Annotated in this window: 15 protein-coding genes; 9 read left to right on the forward strand and 6 right to left on the reverse strand. The window is 58.1% G+C overall.

Features of this window, described 5'->3' with window-relative positions; all coding sequences use genetic code 11:
- Positions 1-9: 9 nt before the first annotated feature.
- The 4 genes from QD461_RS10655 to QD461_RS10670 form a co-directional block, all read right to left on the reverse strand.
- The gene (locus QD461_RS10655) at positions 10-1,011 is read right to left on the reverse strand and encodes an acyltransferase family protein (protein WP_414087734.1); all 1,002 of its coding nucleotides are present in this window, start codon (positions 1,009-1,011) and stop codon (positions 10-12) included.
- Positions 1,008-2,300: an O-antigen ligase family protein gene (locus QD461_RS10660; RefSeq protein ID WP_414087735.1), complete on the reverse strand. Its 1,293-nt coding sequence runs from the start codon at positions 2,298-2,300 to the stop codon at positions 1,008-1,010. The genes QD461_RS10655 and QD461_RS10660 overlap by 4 nt, the downstream gene beginning before the upstream one ends.
- 9 nt (positions 2,301-2,309) lie before the next feature.
- The gene (locus QD461_RS10665) at positions 2,310-3,584 is read right to left on the reverse strand and encodes a polysaccharide biosynthesis/export family protein (protein WP_414087736.1); all 1,275 of its coding nucleotides are present in this window, start codon (positions 3,582-3,584) and stop codon (positions 2,310-2,312) included.
- 83 nt (positions 3,585-3,667) lie between these two features.
- Positions 3,668-4,348 (reverse strand): sugar transferase, encoded by a 681-nt coding sequence (locus QD461_RS10670; RefSeq protein WP_414087737.1) that lies wholly within the window; start codon positions 4,346-4,348, stop codon positions 3,668-3,670.
- A 731-nt stretch (positions 4,349-5,079) separates the two neighbouring features.
- On the opposite strand from QD461_RS10670, the gene QD461_RS10675 reads away from it, so the two are divergent.
- Both QD461_RS10675 and QD461_RS10680 read left to right on the forward strand, forming a co-directional pair.
- Entirely contained in the window at positions 5,080-5,370 is a 291-nt protein-coding gene (locus QD461_RS10675) for an exopolysaccharide production repressor protein (protein WP_414087738.1), read from the forward strand.
- A gap of 89 nt (positions 5,371-5,459) precedes the next feature.
- Positions 5,460-6,467 (forward strand): glycosyltransferase family 2 protein, encoded by a 1,008-nt coding sequence (locus QD461_RS10680; RefSeq protein WP_414087739.1) that lies wholly within the window; start codon positions 5,460-5,462, stop codon positions 6,465-6,467.
- Positions 6,468-6,480: 13 nt separating this feature from the next.
- Here QD461_RS10680 and QD461_RS10685 read toward each other — a convergent pair whose 3' ends face one another.
- Both QD461_RS10685 and QD461_RS10690 read right to left on the reverse strand, forming a co-directional pair.
- A complete protein-coding gene (locus QD461_RS10685; RefSeq protein ID WP_414087929.1) occupies positions 6,481-7,425 on the reverse strand; it encodes a polysaccharide pyruvyl transferase family protein in 945 nt (314 codons plus the stop codon).
- Positions 7,426-7,509: 84 nt separating this feature from the next.
- Complete coding sequence (locus QD461_RS10690) at positions 7,510-8,469, reverse strand: glycosyltransferase family 2 protein (protein ID WP_184703336.1); 960 nt, start codon at positions 8,467-8,469, stop codon at positions 7,510-7,512.
- A gap of 753 nt (positions 8,470-9,222) precedes the next feature.
- Between QD461_RS10690 and QD461_RS10695 the strand changes: the two genes are divergently transcribed.
- The 7 genes from QD461_RS10695 to galU all read left to right on the forward strand — a co-directional run bounded on the left by QD461_RS10695 (position 9,223) and on the right by galU (position 16,293).
- Positions 9,223-10,308: an acyltransferase family protein gene (locus QD461_RS10695; RefSeq protein WP_414087740.1), complete on the forward strand. Its 1,086-nt coding sequence runs from the start codon at positions 9,223-9,225 to the stop codon at positions 10,306-10,308.
- A 4-nt stretch (positions 10,309-10,312) separates the two neighbouring features.
- Positions 10,313-11,116 (forward strand): glycoside hydrolase family 16 protein, encoded by an 804-nt coding sequence (locus QD461_RS10700; protein WP_414087741.1) that lies wholly within the window; start codon positions 10,313-10,315, stop codon positions 11,114-11,116.
- Positions 11,117-11,222: 106 nt separating this feature from the next.
- A complete protein-coding gene (locus QD461_RS10705; RefSeq protein WP_414087742.1) occupies positions 11,223-12,431 on the forward strand; it encodes a glycosyl transferase family 1 in 1,209 nt (402 codons plus the stop codon).
- A complete protein-coding gene (locus QD461_RS10710) occupies positions 12,428-13,426 on the forward strand; it encodes a glycosyltransferase family 2 protein (protein ID WP_414087743.1) in 999 nt (332 codons plus the stop codon). Before QD461_RS10705 ends, QD461_RS10710 begins: the two co-directional genes overlap by 4 nt.
- The gene (locus QD461_RS10715; protein WP_414087744.1) at positions 13,423-14,361 is read left to right on the forward strand and encodes a glycosyltransferase; all 939 of its coding nucleotides are present in this window, start codon (positions 13,423-13,425) and stop codon (positions 14,359-14,361) included. The genes QD461_RS10710 and QD461_RS10715 overlap by 4 nt, the downstream gene beginning before the upstream one ends.
- Positions 14,358-15,383 (forward strand): glycosyltransferase family 2 protein, encoded by a 1,026-nt coding sequence (locus QD461_RS10720; protein ID WP_414087745.1) that lies wholly within the window; start codon positions 14,358-14,360, stop codon positions 15,381-15,383. The genes QD461_RS10715 and QD461_RS10720 overlap by 4 nt, the downstream gene beginning before the upstream one ends.
- 4 nt (positions 15,384-15,387) lie before the next feature.
- On the forward strand, positions 15,388-16,293 hold the full coding sequence (gene galU / locus QD461_RS10725) for a UTP--glucose-1-phosphate uridylyltransferase GalU (RefSeq protein ID WP_414087746.1): 906 nt from the start codon (positions 15,388-15,390) through the stop codon (positions 16,291-16,293).
- Positions 16,294-16,340: the final 47 nt, after the last annotated feature.

The following is a 16,340-nucleotide window of genomic DNA, read 5'->3' on the forward strand; positions in this document are numbered from 1 at the left end:
TTCATTCGATCATGCTGGCGAGGGACGTGTCCTTCGCCAGCTGAAATTCCGCAATCGATTGCGCAGAGGTTTCTCCACCAGTTCATAGGCGCAAACGCCGAGTAGCGTCCCCGATATCGCAGCGACGAAGGCGACGGCATCTGATGGAATTGGCGTGGAAGCAACCACCTTCACAACGACGGAAATTGCCAGCGTATGCCAGAGATAGATCGAATAGGAGGCGTTGCCGAGGTAGATAAGCGGCGCAATCTGTGGCAGGCGTCCGCTGCGCTCAACGGAAACCATTCCCAGCACCAGCGCTACAGCGAGCGGACCACAGGTCGTCTCGTCGAATTCCAGCCCGAGAATTTCGATTGCCGCAAAGCCGCAGACCGACGCAATGACGAGGGCAAGGCCGAGGCCCGCGCCGGCGAAGTTTCCCTTCAGCCATAGCTGACCAAGAATGGCGCCAGCCACAAATTCGAGGATGATTGGCCTCGTATAGGTAGCAAGCAGCGGCGATTGCGGATGGAGTATGGCGCCGGCCGCGACGAAGGCGGCAAAGACGGCGATCATGCCAACCAGCCGCGCGCGATGTGGCAGAAGCATGCTTGCTGCAAAGAGGACGTAGAAGAACATCTCGAAATTCAGAGTCCATCCCTGTACCAGCACCGGCCAGATCTCGCCGTTGCTGGGCGAGCGGACAGGAATGAACAGCAACGATCCGAAAATATGGCTGGCCGTCAATTTCATGCTCGGAAACAGCCCGATGACTGCACCCGCGATCATGATTGCCGTAACGATCCAGTAGGATGGTGCGATGCGTTGCAGACGATCGACCAGAAAGCGTACCGGCGTCACTGGTCGACGCACGCTCATGGTCCACATAATGAAGCCGCTGATCACGAAGAAGACGTCGACGCCGGCCGCTCCGATGCGAAAATGCCCGCCGCTGCGCTCGGCTGCGTGAAACAGCACGACCGCCAGCGCAGCAACGGCACGGAGATATTGTATGCCGTAGAGTGTCTTCATCGACCGGCCTCCGGCTTCCAGTTTGCTGCCGGTGCGAATTCCATCCGGTCGTAGGCAATACGAGGATCGGCCCTTGGCGCATGCGCCCGCATCGATAGCTTTCCTGCCGTGAAATAGAACAGGAAGGAGCCGACGTGATAGGGGTTCAGAATATCGATCTCGACAAAGGAGCGGATAAGAAGCAGCGCTGCGACCCCAAGGAGGACGTAGGATTCGTCATTTCTGTTGTCGCCAAGGAAGCGCCCAATGTGACCGCTGACAGCAGTCACGAGGATCGATGCAAGCAGAAGTACTCCGACCAGCCCGGTTTCAACCGCCGTTTCGATATAGGTATTGTGAAAGTGGAAGCCTGCTCGAGAGCCGATATAGAATTCTTCCCACAGCCGCTCCGGCTCGGAAAAGCCCTGAACCCAATAGGCCTGGTATCCAACGCCGAAGAAGGGATTGAGCTGCGCGGTAGCAATGCCCTGTTGCCAGAGATAGGTGCGGCCCGTGAGGGTCGAATCCTTACCGAAAAGGCCAAGAATGACATCGGCTGCCCCTAGGTAGGCGCCGGCGACGACAAGGATGACGCCGGAGATCGCAACTGCGGCAAACAGTCTCTTACGCTGCTTCGGCGATAGAAAAAGAATAACGCGCAGGCTGATGCAAAGCACGACGATCAAGGCGGTTGTCAGGACCGATGTCGCCGATTGCGAGGCGAGCAGGCAGTAGGCCGACAATAATCCGGCAACACCGCCGCCAATCAGCCAGATCCGCCGTTCGCCCAGGACGAAAACGGCGGCAAAGGCGAAGTAGATACCGAGGGAGGCGTAGAAGCCGAGCTGGTTCTTGGAGTCGAAAGCGCCGACAAAGCTGTAGGTGCCATCAATGGGATCGTAGGCGTAATATCCGAACAGGATTGAATACAGGAGCACGATCGCCGTCCCGGCGATCGCGCCGCGCGCCAGCGTGCGGATATCGAGAGTACGCACGGCGACCAGGGCGCAGAAGATATGGGTCATATACTGGATCGATGCACGTGCAGTGACCGCGGGCACTGCCGACCAGAAGATCGACAGACACGTCAAAACGCCGAAGGCATAGAGCCAGAGCTGCTTCCGATAGCTGCCGAGTGCGCTGCGATAATCGATCAGGACCAACGGGAACCATAGAGCGTAGTAAAGCAGAATGGACGGCTGGCCGAAGCGGGACGAATAGGCGAAGACGAAAAAGGACAGCGCAACAGCCACCATGCCATAGGTGGCGTTGCTGCCCGGACGTACGAAGACCGATTTGGCAATCCGCATCGATTTTCCTTATCGCATGGCAAGGCCGGTGCTGACCTTGATAAGGTCGCCGGGCAGAACCTGCGTATTTTCCTGGGCCTGAAACTCTTTCGTCTGACCGTTGTCATCGCGAATGATCGTGTAGACGACATTCACGTTCTGCCCGCTGGGATCCAGATTGCTTGCGTCAGCGGATTGAGCGACCGCTTCCTGCATGAGGGACTGGCTGGTGGAGAGCTTCAGCTGCAATGTTTCCAGCTGCTTGTCGGTATCCTGCATATCCTGCGCCAACGAGCCCTGCCAGTCATTGCGCAATGTAATTTCGTCCTGGTTGGCCTTGTTGATATCCTGCTGGGCTTTCAGCGATGCCGTTTCGGTGTCGAGAAGAGTGGCTTCTAGGTCGGATGCGCGCTGTTCGGCGGAAATACGGCGGGAGGCGAGCTCCAGCCCGCGTTCGGCAAGGCTTTCGACCTTGTCGCGGTCGGCCTTGGCAAGATCGAGCTGGCGGCTCTGCGTCTCGTTCTTCTTGCTCAGCGCCTCGACTTCATTCTGCAGGAGTGTTTTCAGATCCTCCAGCGATTGCAGCTGCGTCTTCATCCGCTGGCTGCGCGTTTGCATCAATGCCTTCTCGCTTGCGAGGAGATTTGCTGCCTGCGGCAACTGCTTGAGTTCCGCTGGGGTCTCGATGTCATCCTTGCCGGTCACTTCGGCCAGCAGGCGCGCCTTGCGCATGAGCAGGCGCCCGCGTTCCGCCATGTAGACGACCGCGTCGCCCTTGGCATTGATGAAGTCACGTGCGAAGCGCTGGCCGGCATCGGCGCGGCGCATGCCGCCGCCGAGGCTTACCGCCTTGAGCACAGTCAGGTTCGGGACAAAGGGAAACTCTCCCGGGTTCTGGATCTCACCGGAAAGATAGATCGGGCGGAACTGCGACATCTCGACGGAGGCCGAGGGCCTGTCGCGCAGGCCAAACTGCTTCTGTAAGCCCAGGCCGATGGCCGTGGCGATTTCGTCCGTCGTTTTGCCCATGGCGGGCATGTCGCCGATGAAGGGGATCGAAATCGAGCCGGAAGGGCCAACCGTATAATCACCCGAAACCACCGACCAGTCGCGGATGGTGCCCTCGGCAGTCTGCCATTCAGCGACGCGCACATGCAGCTTGTCCATGACGCCCAGATGATATCCGGGAAGATTATCGGCATGGGCTGCGCCCGTTATTGCGCAGACGCCGAAGACAAGGAGGGCCGTATATCGGACCGAGGTAAATGCGCGAGCAAGCCTCTTGGAAGGCTGAAATTCAATCATGCAGGATCTTCCCTGTTATTGGATCGCAGTCCCACGGATGTGGGAAACCGCAGGAAGCGCCCTGCGGCCACTGCTGGTCGTCATCAATAGCTGCCGCGAGACAGGCAGACGGCCGGGATTGTTTTGGCGATGATCATCATGTCGCTGCTGAGCGACCAGTTCTTGACGTAGTGCGTATCGAAGGCAACGCGGCTTTCATAAGAAACGTCATTGCGGCCGCTGACCTGCCAAAGACCGGTCAGGCCCGGGCGGGACTGCAGATAATAGATCGCCGCGGTCTCGTAGAGCTCAAGCTCATCTTCCACGACGGGGCGTGGACCGACAATACTCATCTCGCCGCGGATGATGTTGATCAACTGCGGCAGCTCGTCGAGGCTGAGTTTGCGCAGCACGGCGCCGACGAGGGTCACTCGCGGGTCGTTCTGCAGCTTGCGCGTGGCACGCCATTCCTCCATTGCCTTGGGATTGGCGTGCAGGTGAGCCTGAAGGACCTTGTCGCCATTGACGACCATTGTCCGGAACTTCAGGCAACGGAAGCTCTTGCCGTTATGGCCGATGCGGCGATGGCCATAGAAGGCCGGCCCCCGATCGGAAAACTTCACCAGTATCATCAGCATCAAGAAGATGGGGCTGATGAAAACCAGGGCAATCATTGCGGCAGAGACGTCGAAAACGCGCTTTAGTACTCCACCAGTGGGCGGAAAGACATCACTTTCCGCGGCGCTGAAAAAAGCCGATGTGGCCGATCTCGTCGCAGACTTCATAGAGAAAACTCCATTCATGTTGGCGAATTGGTCGGAAATTCTCGGACGCGTAACTAGGGCTACGATGGCGGGAGTGTAGGCGGCGATTTTGACTTTTTGATCCTAACTTTTGTAGCGATATGGAATGATGGTATATTGATACCGCATCGTTGGTGCGCCGGTTTAAATCAGGAATTCTCTATATATGTGCTGTACTGTGCCAGGCTGCGTATAGAGACAAGGTCGATAGCTCAATCGCATTGCTAATGATGCCGTTCGAGGATCTTGTAGGTATCCAAGGGCAAGCTATTCATTACCCACGGCTTATCTAGCCTTGTCATCCTCTGGGATTTTGCGTGTGCGAACTTGATCCGCTATTTGGATATATTGCGTTGCAGCAAGATATTGCGACGCACATACTGGAGATCCCGATAGTCGCACTTTGTAATAAAAGTTGATTGAATAGCGACGAAAATTGCGCCGTCACATAGCTCGATATGTATCCATGGAATTGTGTAGTTGCAGCAGTGCACCCTATGAATGCGTGCGGGAAAACGAACAAATTCAATTGTAATTATTATCGATGCGTAGTTTTAACGAGGGCAGCGCTAGGATCGTGCCAATTCGTAACGGATCATCGGGACTTGGTTGAATCTCAATGAATCATAAAATATATTTGACCTGTAGGTCTGATAGGGGAGGAAAGACCTTGATTGCTTTTTTTCCAATAGCCGGGCGGGCGAGGTAACATTATGTATGCGCCGCGCGTCTTCATAAGCATGCTTGGCACGTTGGCCGTATTTGCCATCGCGACCTACTTTCTAACGAACTCTCTCGCAACGACCTTGATCGAAACGGCCATTTGCGCCGTGCTCCTACAGGTTGGCTACTTCATTGGCGTGCTCTACCTTGTCTGGAAAGAGCGCAAGGCGCGGGATGCATCGTTGAGCGAAGACAAGGCGTCCGCGCCCGTTGGCGAAGACGCGAAAGTCACTGGCATACCGGCATCCAATCTCAATCGTTCCGAACCGTTCAACCCGTAACACCGTATTCCATCATATCTTTTGCAGACCGACAGGTTGTCGGATCAATGCCACGTACTAAGTCTCCCGCAGAACCATTGGAGGCTGACGTGACCGATAGTGCAGAGAAAAGTGTCTGCGTAATCATTGCGGCAAAGAATGCCGGCGACACCATCGGCCTTGCCGTCGCCTCGGCCCTTCGGGAGCCGGAGGTTGCCGAAGTTGTCGTAATAGACGACGGTTCGACAGACGGCACTGCAGCCGTCGCGGCCCAGGCAGATGACGGTAGCGGCAGGCTAAATGTCCAGACATTCGAGAGAAATCGCGGCCCCGCGGCTGCGCGCAACCATGCGATCGAAATATCCACCGCTCCGTTGATTGGTATTCTCGACGCCGACGATTTCTTCTTCCCCGGTCGCTTCAGATCGCTTCTCGCGGATGATAATTGGGATTTTGTCGCCGACAACATTGCCTTCGTTAGTGCCGATACCGTGCCTGAGGCTCACAACAGGCTCGACCATTTCGACGCTAGGCCCCGGTTTCTCGATCTTGTCGGCTTCGTCGAGGGCAACATCTCCAAGCGCGGTGTCCGTCGCGGGGAGATCGGCTTTCTGAAGCCGCTCATGCGCCGTTCCTTCTTGAACGAACATGGGCTGCGATACAATGAAGCGCTGCGCCTGGGAGAAGATTATGATCTCTATGTCCGTGCACTCGCCAAGTCGGCCCGCTATAAGATCATCCATAGCTGTGGCTATGGCGCGGTGGTCCGCGGCGACTCGCTGAGCGGCCGGCACAGAACGGAAGATCTAAGACGGCTCTACGAAGCGGATCGATCGATCCTTGCAAAGGGAGGGCTCTCACACGGCGATGCCGCCGCGATCCGCCGCCATGAGCGACACATCCGTGATCGATACGAACTGCGCCATTTTCTGGATATTAAATCTCAGTCGGGCTTCGTTGCCGCGGCCGGCTATGCGCTTGCCCATCCCTTTGCCGTTTCCGCCATAGCCAGCGGAATCCTGGCCGACAAAACCGAGCGCTTCCGCAAAAGGGGCTCACCGATTGCGCATTCGGGGGCGAACGGCCTGCGCTATCTTTTGCAGGCCGCTCCGGAATAATTCCTGCAGGAAATTAGAGGTAGTCGCGGCGCACGCCCGCGATCACCTCCATCAGGCGTTCCTTGCATGCGGCCAATGCTCCGTCTTTGCTCAGTTGCGGCTTTGCTTTGCTGGCTTGCCACAGAGCAAGCGTAGAAGGCATGGCAAGCGCCTGCTTGGCCATCGACCGCAGAGGCGTCTGTTCGGGATCGGCGAGCAGAACCGTTTCCCCCTGTCGCTGCTTTTCCAGCTCCGCTGCCGCCTGCTTGTTGCGTTCGAAACCGACGCCCCAGAACTTGGCGCCCTTGGCGATTGCTTCGGCGCGGGTCGAGACTGGGATGTGTTTCGGCGCGTAGGTCACGCCGAGCGAGCGTGCCCAATCGTTCCACTTGAAGCTATTGATCGAGCGCGACGAACTAACCGCAATCCACGGCACGCGGAACGCATCAGCGAGGATTGCGCCATGCATCGATTCCGCGACGACAAGCTCCGATGTTGCAAGCTCGCGGATAACCGCTTTCGCTTCGCCGCGAGGGTCGAGATAGGAAAGTCCCACAGTCTTGCAGATTTCGGGCCAAAGACCGGCGGCGGCCGATTCCCAATGCGGTATGAAGGTGCGTTTTCCTGTTTTCGACAGGTTCTGGAACTCCGGCATCTCTGTTACAAGCACGGCTGGGTCAACAATACCCATTTCTGTGGGTAGGCCGGCCTTTTGCGCTGTCAGCGGACCGCGTACACAGCGGACATCCCATTGCGACCGGTCGCCGATGTCGGGAAGCGAGCCATAGCCGAAACCGCTGCCGATCACCAGTTTACGACCCTCGGCCGGCAAGATCTCCGTGTTGAGGACGGTGCCGACGCCGACCAGCAAGGTATCTTCATGGGTGTTGCGAAGGCCGGGGAGTAGAAAATCCCAAAGCCAGAGATTGAGGTCGTCACCGAAATTACCATGGGTGGATTCCCAGTGGAACGGCTTCATGAAGGACTCCTTGCTGATCCAAATGATAGCGGGCATGCCGTGGCTCATCGTTGCGGCATGGGCAGGTTATGCTGCGGTGCAAAACTAGGGCGCGAGTTTGCCCACGGCAAGCTGCATGGCGCTCTGTAAAATTGCCGGGTCGCGCAGCGCCCATTTGGCCAGCAGCGCGAACTGCGGCATTTGCCGGCGTTTTACCTGCCGTGCTTGGCTCCAGAGCGCCTGGCGGCGAGCGCGATTTTTGTAGAGCCGGATAGCGGCAACATCCTGTGGCCGGCGCGAAAATCTCTGCTCAAGAGTGTTGAGCGCCGTCCAGGTATTGAACTGCTGGCGCAGGAATTGCGGCGAGTCATTGTCGATGCTGTGAAAAATATTCACGCCTTCCCCACGCAGGGCGCCCGCGTCCTCGCATAGCAGCACCCGCTTGGCGGCCAGGATGCAATCGCAGAAGAAAAGCACGTCCTCTGCCGCCAGCCGCAAAGTCGGCTCGAAACGGATCTTTTCGATGAGAGGACGCCCGATCACCATGCAGGACATATGCAGGAAACTCCAGTCCTGCAGCATGACGCTGGCAATATTCGGAATTTCGACGACAGACGGCTTATCCGACAATCGCAGCGTATCGGTCGATTTCCCGAGTTCCGCGATGCTGAAGTGATAGTAGAACTCCTTCCCGCCATCGATGGAGTCCCAATAGCAATCCGCCTTGTAGTGGGTCAGCGTTCCGAAGGCGTTGCTCAGATGCTCCGGCGCCCATTCGTCGTCGGAGTCGAGAAACGCCACGAACCTGCTTTCGGCTGGCACGTTGTTCAAGCCCGTGTTGCGTGCGCCCCCGGGGCCGGCATTCGCCTGGCGGATCACCCGTATGTGCTTTCGCTCCTTGCTGCTCAACGATTGCAGTTCGGTTTCCGCCGGAAGCGGCGATTCATCGTCAACGATGAGAATATCGAAATCCTGAAACGTCTGCCGGGAAATCGAACTCAAGGCGCGCTGCAGAACGCCGGTTTGTTTCTGGTAGAATGGAATAACAATCGTAATGGACGCCATTTCCCACCTTTACGGTTTCGATTCAGGGGCTTGTGGTCTCGTCTCTTGCGGACGTGACCGCGGCTCTTCGGCTTCACCGACCGCCAATGCGTCGTTGTTTATCCGCTTGCGGGCGCCGCCGTGACGCCAACAGGTAGCGTTCATTCGATACGTAGCAATGTCGGCTATGACGATTTCTCGAACTTTATCGATCTTCCGTGCCAATCACGTCTTAAGGATTGGCGCTGCTCTCCTGCGAGCGCGCCATTCATTTCAGACGAGCCGTGCTGACGCTTCGGCACCAGCAAGATGTCGATATGTGCATCCATGAGAAGAATAGCGCGTCGCAATCTTCCCACATGAATTGCAGTGGTGCCGCATTTTGGTCACGCTTTGCTTCCCGTGTTCTGCTGCGCCGCAAAAAAAGTTTCACCTTCCGGAAAAAAATCTTGCACGCCGAAAACAACCCTCTGAGCAGAGTTCTGAAATAATGAAGATTGCTTAAATACCTTTTTCCACAAGGGTTTTTTCCATCCTAAATCGATTGTTTCGCCTCTAAAGCGCGCCTGGATACCATCTCAGAGACATCACGCGACGTCGCTTTGCGCTGATTTTTGCTGCGATGCCGTATTTCCTTTCCAACGAGCGCCCTAGGTTACCGTCTGCGAGCTTTGCTCTGCTCTCATTGAAACGGCTGCGAGGGGGATGCGGCCCGAAGAAGGGGTGACAGACATCGTGAACGTGACTGCAAACGTGTCTCTGCGGATAAACCTTATGCGTATCGTGCTGATCTCCGGCATCGTCTTTGTCCACATACCGTTCGATACGAATAGCAGCCCATTTGATGGAGCTTATGGTCTTTTCGATTGGTTGAGGGTGTTTCTGCGTGAGAGTTTATTTCGAGTTGGAGTTCCTTGCTTGAGCGCTATTTCTGGTTATCTATTGTTTCGCAATGGATCGGCGTCGATAGAGTATGGAAAGACGATCCGTCGTAAGACGAAGACAGTGATGCTGCCGTTTTTCTTGTGGAACTGCGCCTTTTTTACATTCGTACTGACGCTTCAGTATTATGGAATTGGAGATGGGTTTCTGCCGGATCTATCGGAAGCAAGCCCACATACACTAACGACCCTTCTGTTTGCGATTGATGGTACGCCGATCAATCTGCCACTCTATTTCCTGCGAGATCTGTTCGTTTGCATATTGCTGTCTCCTCTGCTGGCATTTCTTATCCGTCGCGCGCCGTTGCTGACTCTAAGCTTTCTGCTGCTGCTTGCGGCCTGGCCGATATCCATCGGTATCGTTCTGCGGAATTCGATCCTGTTCAGCTTCAGCTTCGGTATCTATTTGAGCCTTCATCGTATCGATGTGACGATCATGGATCGCTATGCCGCCTTGATCGGGCCCGTGTTTCTCGCGCTTGCCGCGCTTCTGGCGACCGTTGCTTATAAGGCTGGCCCGGGCTTGCCGCTATGGCTCGAGGTTTGCCGCAATCTGATGGTGCTTGTGGGGATTCCAGGCTTCTGGGCGCTGTCGGCACTCTTGATCCGCAGCCGCGTCGGGCAGGGTCTGGCAGCAACCGGCGGATTGAGTTTCTGGATCTTTTGCGCCCACTATCCGCTGCTGTTCTGTCTCTGGGTTCTTTGGAACCGCGGCGGCAGCGATCTCTACCCGGTTTTCTACGTTCTTGCGGCTGCTCTCGCTTTGCTGCTGTTGCCCTTGACCAACGGCATGGCGCGTAACGCCCTGCCGAGCTTCTACAATCTGCTGACTGGCAGCCGAGTTCGGCCGCTGGCGGCGACCCATACCGTCCAGAACCGCGGCGCCGACGATCGGCGTGTGCGTTCCGAGAAAAGGTGATGCCATGACGACGTCTAAAAGCCACGTGCGAGTATTTGGCCTTGTCTCCATCGCTCTCATGAGCGCCTGCGTCCTGCCACAGCTGGGGTCCGCACAGGATGCTCAATCGACGGGCGCATCCTTCGTCGACAATTTCCAGCGCCTGGATACTAGCCGTTGGTATATCTCCGATGGCTGGAACAACGGAGCGCATCAGAATTGCACCTGGTCGCGAAAGCAGGTGAGCATCAAGGACGGGGTGTTAGAACTGGGCTTCGTGCATGCGAAAACGGGTGAGCGCGATTACGCATGTGGAGAGATCCAGACGATGAAGCGCTATGGTTACGGCACCTACGAGGCGCGCTATCGCACTGCGACCGGCTCGGGACTGAACTCCGCCTTCTTCACCTATATCGGCCCTGCCGACAAGAAACCCCATGACGAGATCGATTTCGAAGTCCTGGGCAAAAATGCCGGCCAGGTGCAGGTCAACCAATATATCTCGGCCAAGGGCGGTAATGAGAAGCTGGCCCCGGTCGCCGGCGGTGCCGATCAGGGCTTCAATGACTATGCCTTCGTCTGGGAGAAAGATCGCCTGCGCTATTTCGTGAACGGCAAGCTCGTTCAGGAAGTTACCGATCCCTCGAAGATACCGACCAATGCCCAGAAGATCTTCTTCAGCCTTTGGGGCACGGATACGCTGAGCGGCTGGATGGGAAAATTCGCCTATAGCGGTGAGCCGGCGATCATGCAGATCAAGCGCGTCGCCTTCACCGCTCCGGGAGAGAAGTGCCTGTTTCCGGAATCGATCACCTGCAAGCTCGATTGAGCCATATCGGCCGCCTCGGGGGCTGGGCGGCCGGTTACGATGCCATGATGCAACACCAACCACACCAGGCGCCCGGTTCATGCCGGCCGCGAAAGCGGGACTTTTGATGCTGCATATTCTGTATTTCGTCCACGATCTCGCCGATCCTGCCGTGCGCAGGCGGGTGCTGATGCTGCAGGCCGGTGGGGCGCTGGTAACGCTGGCGGGTTTCCGGCGCGACGCCAACGTGCTTGCCGCCATTCATGGTATCGAGCCGATCGAGCTCGGTAGGACGAAAGATGCTCAGTTCGGCCAGCGCATCACCGCGATTGCCAAATCGGCGATGAAACTGCGCAGCGCCTTGCGTTCGGTCGCCCGGCCCGATGTCATTATCGGCCGCAATCTGGAAATGCTGGCGCTTGCCGATCGTGCCAAGTCGATTTTCGGCGGCGACATGCCTGTCGTCTACGAGTGCCTCGATATCCATCGGCTGCTGCTCCGCGACGACGTGCTGGGCGGCGCGCTTCGTGGTGCCGAGCGCCATTTCGGTGCAGGCGCGGACCTGCTCATCACCAGTTCGCCAGCCTTCGTGGAGCGCTATTTCCGTCCTCGTTCCGGCCTGAAATTGCCGTTCATGTTGCTTGAGAACAAGGTTCTCTCGATTGAGACTGCCGCGCGGGAAGTCGCGCCCATGGCGCGACCACCAGCAGGTGGCAAACCATGGAAGATCGGCTGGTTCGGCGCGTTGCGCTGCCGCAAGTCCCTGGCTTTGCTCGATGAGTTCTCGCGGCGGATGGACGGACGTTTCGAAATCGTTCTGCGGGGCCGGCCGGCCCGCTCGGAATTTGCAGATTTTGATGGCTTCGTGCGCGATGCGCCCTTCATGAATTTCGCTGGCGCCTACAAGAATCCAGAGGACCTTTCGACGATCTATAATGATGTCCAGTTTTCCTGGGCGATCGATTTCTTCGAAGAAGGACTGAATTCGAGCTGGCTGCTGCCGAACCGTCTCTACGAGGGCGGGCTCTATGGCGCTGTGCCGATTGCCGTTGATGGCACGGAAACCGCCCGGTTTCTGACCACTCGAAGAATCGGGCTCGCGCTCGAAAAGCCGGATGCGGATCACCTCGTTGCGCTTTTGGGCGCAATGGACGAGCAGCACTATCTCGCCGCCTTCAACGCCGTTGCGGCGCAGGATCGCAAGCAATGGATGATCGATCGGGCCGACTGTCAGGGACTGGTCCACAGGCTGGCCGCCCTGACGCGCAGCAATGAGCAGAGCATGGACGCAAAGGCCCTCCCGCAACTGCATCGCAATAGAGGTGGATTGCAATGACGACTGAAAGTTCAAGGGACATGCATTGTGTGATCGTCATTCCTTGCCTAAACGAGGAACGGCACATAGAGCCGCTGATCGGCAAGCTTAAACAGGCTCTGGATGAGCTCGATGCCCGCATCGTGGTTGCCGATGGCGGCAGCAGTGACCGGACGCGCGATATCGTCAGGGAAATCGCCGCCCGTGATCCGCGCGTGCTGCTAATCGACAATCCGAAGCGGCTGCAAAGTGCCGCGATCAATCTCGCGATCGAGACCTTCGGCGACGGTTACGAATATTTCATCCGCATCGATGCCCATGGCGACTATCCGGATGACTATTGCCAGACGCTGGTGCGGGAAGCCGGCGCTACCGAGGCGGACTCCGTGGTTGTCGCCATGCGCACCATGGGCTTCAGCGCTTTTCAGAAGGCAACGGCGGTCGCCCAGAACTCCAAGCTTGGCAATGGCGGCTCGAAGCATCGAGAGGGAGCGAAGGGGCATTGGGCTGAACATGGGCATCATGCATTGATGCGCGTTGCTGCCTTCCGCGCCGTCGGCGGCTACGACGAAACCTTCAGCCATAACGAGGATGCCGAGCTAGACTACCGGCTTCACAAGGCCGGCTATCGGATTTGGCTCACCGACAAGACCGCGATGACCTACTATCCGCGGGCGAGCATCTCGACGCTCTTCAAACAATACCTCGGCTACGGCCGCGGCCGAGCCCGCAATATCCTCAAGCATCGCAGTATGCCGAGCTTGCGCCAGATGTTGCCGCTCGCCGTGGTGCCGATCTTCATCGGCGCTTTCCTGGCGATCCTTAACTGGATCGCCGTCATTCCGGTGAGCCTCTGGGCCGTCGCCTGCATCGCCTATGGTTTCTGGATCGCAGTCGGCCAGAGGAATCCTTATGGGCCACTGGCCGCTATCTCCGCCATGGTCATGCATTTCGCCTGGTCGATGGGCTTCTGGATGGAAGTGCTAAGCTTTCGCAGCCGCAGGGTCGCGTCATGACACAAGCTCTCCGTCGCCCGATAAGAATTGACATCGCCATCTGCACCTATCGCCGCGCAGAGCTGGATCAGACATTGCTGTCGCTTGCCGTTTTGAGCATTCCAGCCGGCGCGCTGGTACGCATTATCGTGGCCGATAATGACGTGAAGCCGAGCGCGCGAGATCGTGTCGATGCGATCCGCTCGGCGGTTCCTTTCGAGATCGCCTACGTGCATTGCCCGGCATCGAATATCTCGATCGCCCGCAATGCATGCCTCGATCACGCAAATGGCGATTTTGTCGCCTTCATAGACGATGATGAGACGGCGTCGGAAGATTGGCTGTCAGAGTTGCTGGTGATGGCCGATATGACCGGCGCTGACGCTGTTCTTGGCCCGGTGCAGGCGATTTACGCGAATGGCGCGCCTGCCTGGATGCGCAGTGGCGACTTCCACTCGACATTGCCGGTCTGGGTCGCAGGCGAAATCCGCACGGGCTATACCTGCAATGTCCTGTTGCGCCGCAGCGCACCCTCGCTCGTTGGCCGTCGCTTCAACATCGCGCTCGGGCGTACGGGCGGCGAAGACACCGAATTCTTTACTCACATGCACCAGGCCGGGGGCAGGATCGCCTATGCCGAGGACGCGCTGGTGCAAGAGCCGGTTCCCGGCAAGCGCGCCACGGTTACCTGGCTTGCCAAGCGCCGATTCCGCATGGGGCAGACCCACGGACGGATGTTGCTGGAGGGCAGGGCGAGCGGGCGGCATTGGCGCGCGATCGCGCTTGCCGGCACCAAGTCCGCCTATTGCTTCGTTGCCGCAGCGCTGCTCGCCGCATCGGCGGTCAGGCGGCATCGCTATGGCCTGCGCGGGATCATGCATGCCGGTGTCGTCAGCGGCCTCTTCGGCGTACGCGAGATCGAGCAATACGGAAACCTGGAGAAAGCACCGCAATGACGGATTTCATCCCCGATGTCAGCTTCGTCATCGCAGCCTATAATGCCGAGGAAACGCTTGAACGTGCCATCGACAGCGCGCTTGCCCAGGGGGCGGTCAGCATGGAGGTCGTCGTCGTCGACGACTGCTCGACCGACAGCACGCGTGAGATCGTGAGCAACCATCCCGATCCGCGTGTCCGCCTCGTCGCCATGCCGCGCAACGGCGGTCCGGGTGCCGCCCGCAATGCAGGTCTTGATGCTGCTCGCGGGCGCTGGGTGGCGGTGCTCGATTCCGACGATGCCCTTCGTCCGGATCGCATGGCGCGGCTGATCGCGAGAGCAGAGAAAGCCGATGCGCAGATCGCGGTTGATAATCTTGATGTCATCCGCGAGGATGTCGGCACGACATCGCCGATGTTCCCCGAGGCGATGCTAGCGCGCCTGCCGTTGCTGACGCTGGCGAAATTCATTGCCGCGAACATGATTTTCGCGTCCGAGCACAATTTCGGCTACATGAAGCCGGTGTTCCAGCGCGCGTTCCTGGAACAACATCGTCTGCGCTTTGATGAGACGTTGAGGATCGGCGAGGACTATACCTTTCTTGCTTCCGCACTTGCCCGCGGCGGTGTCTGTGTCGTCGAGCCGACAGTCGGCTACCTCTATTACATTCGCGACGGGTCGATCTCGCGTGTCCTGAAGAAGGAGCATGTCGATGCGATGCTCGCCGCCGACGTCCGGTTCTTTGCCGAACACCCCTTCGGGGCCGCAGCTCTCGCCGCTCAAAGGCGACGGACGCGCAATCTGAAGGAAGTCAAGGCGTTCCTGATGCTGGTCGACAGCATCAAGGAGCGCGAGCTTCCCGCGATCCTCAAGATCGCCTGCCTCAACCCACGCGCAGTCCGACATCTGAGCATGCCGGTTGCCGCCCGTTTTCGCCGTCTGGCCGCGTCTCTTCGGAGCGGCCGCCAGCCGACGTCAACCCCTCAACTCTCCTCGCCCCTGCCCGAAATGGGCGCAGGCCCTCACTCTAACAAAGGATAGAGCCATGGACCCCAAGCACCGCGTGAGAAAAGCAGTCATTCCGGTTGCCGGCAACGGAACCCGTTTCCTGCCCGCGACAAAAGCAATGCCGAAGGAAATGCTGACGATCGTCGATCGTCCGGTCGTGCAGTATGCCGTCGATGAAGCCATCGAGGCCGGCATCGAGCACATTGTCTTCGTCACAAGCCGCAACAAGTCGGCGATTGAAGACCATTTCGATGATACGCCGGAGCTGATTTCCTCACTGCAACGGGCAGGAAAGAGCCATCAGGTCAGCGAGCTGGAACGCCTCCTGCCGCGGCCGGGTGCCGTCAGCTTCACGCGCCAGCAGGCGCCGCTTGGCCTCGGCCACGCCGTCTGGTGTGCCCGCGACCTGATCGGCAATGAGCCCTTCGCCCTGCTTTTGCCCGACATGCTCTGCTATGGCATGCGCGGCTGCATGGCCGGCCTCATGGACCTCTATAACGAGACTGGCGGCAATATCGTCGCAGTCGAGGAATGTGCTCCGGAGGAGACGTCGAAATACGGCATTATCGGCAAGGGCGCGGCTGTTCGCCATGGCTTTGCTGTAACCAAGATGGTCGAAAAGCCGCATCCGTCTGAGGCGCCTTCAAACTTTTACCTCAATGGCCGTTATATTCTTCAGCCGGAGATCTTCGATATTCTGGCCCGTCAGGAGCGCGGCGCCGGCAACGAGATCCAGCTGACCGACGGGATGCTGCGCCTTTCCGAGACGCAGTCCTTCCATGCCCAGGTCTATAATGGACGCACATTCGACTGCGGATCCAAGCATGGCTTCATCGAAGCGAACGTCGCTTTTGCGCTCGCTCGCTCCGATATTGGCGGCTTGGTCTATGACTCGATCCGCAACTTGGTCGTCTCGCACGAAGCGCAGATGACCGCCGCTTAAGCCTGTTCACATTGTGGCCTGCGGCCGGAAGGCTGCAGGCCATGGCT

The organism is Rhizobium sp. BR 314 (assembly GCF_047445805.1).
In the GTDB taxonomy this organism is placed as follows: Bacteria; Pseudomonadota; Alphaproteobacteria; order Rhizobiales; family Rhizobiaceae; genus Rhizobium; species Rhizobium lusitanum_B.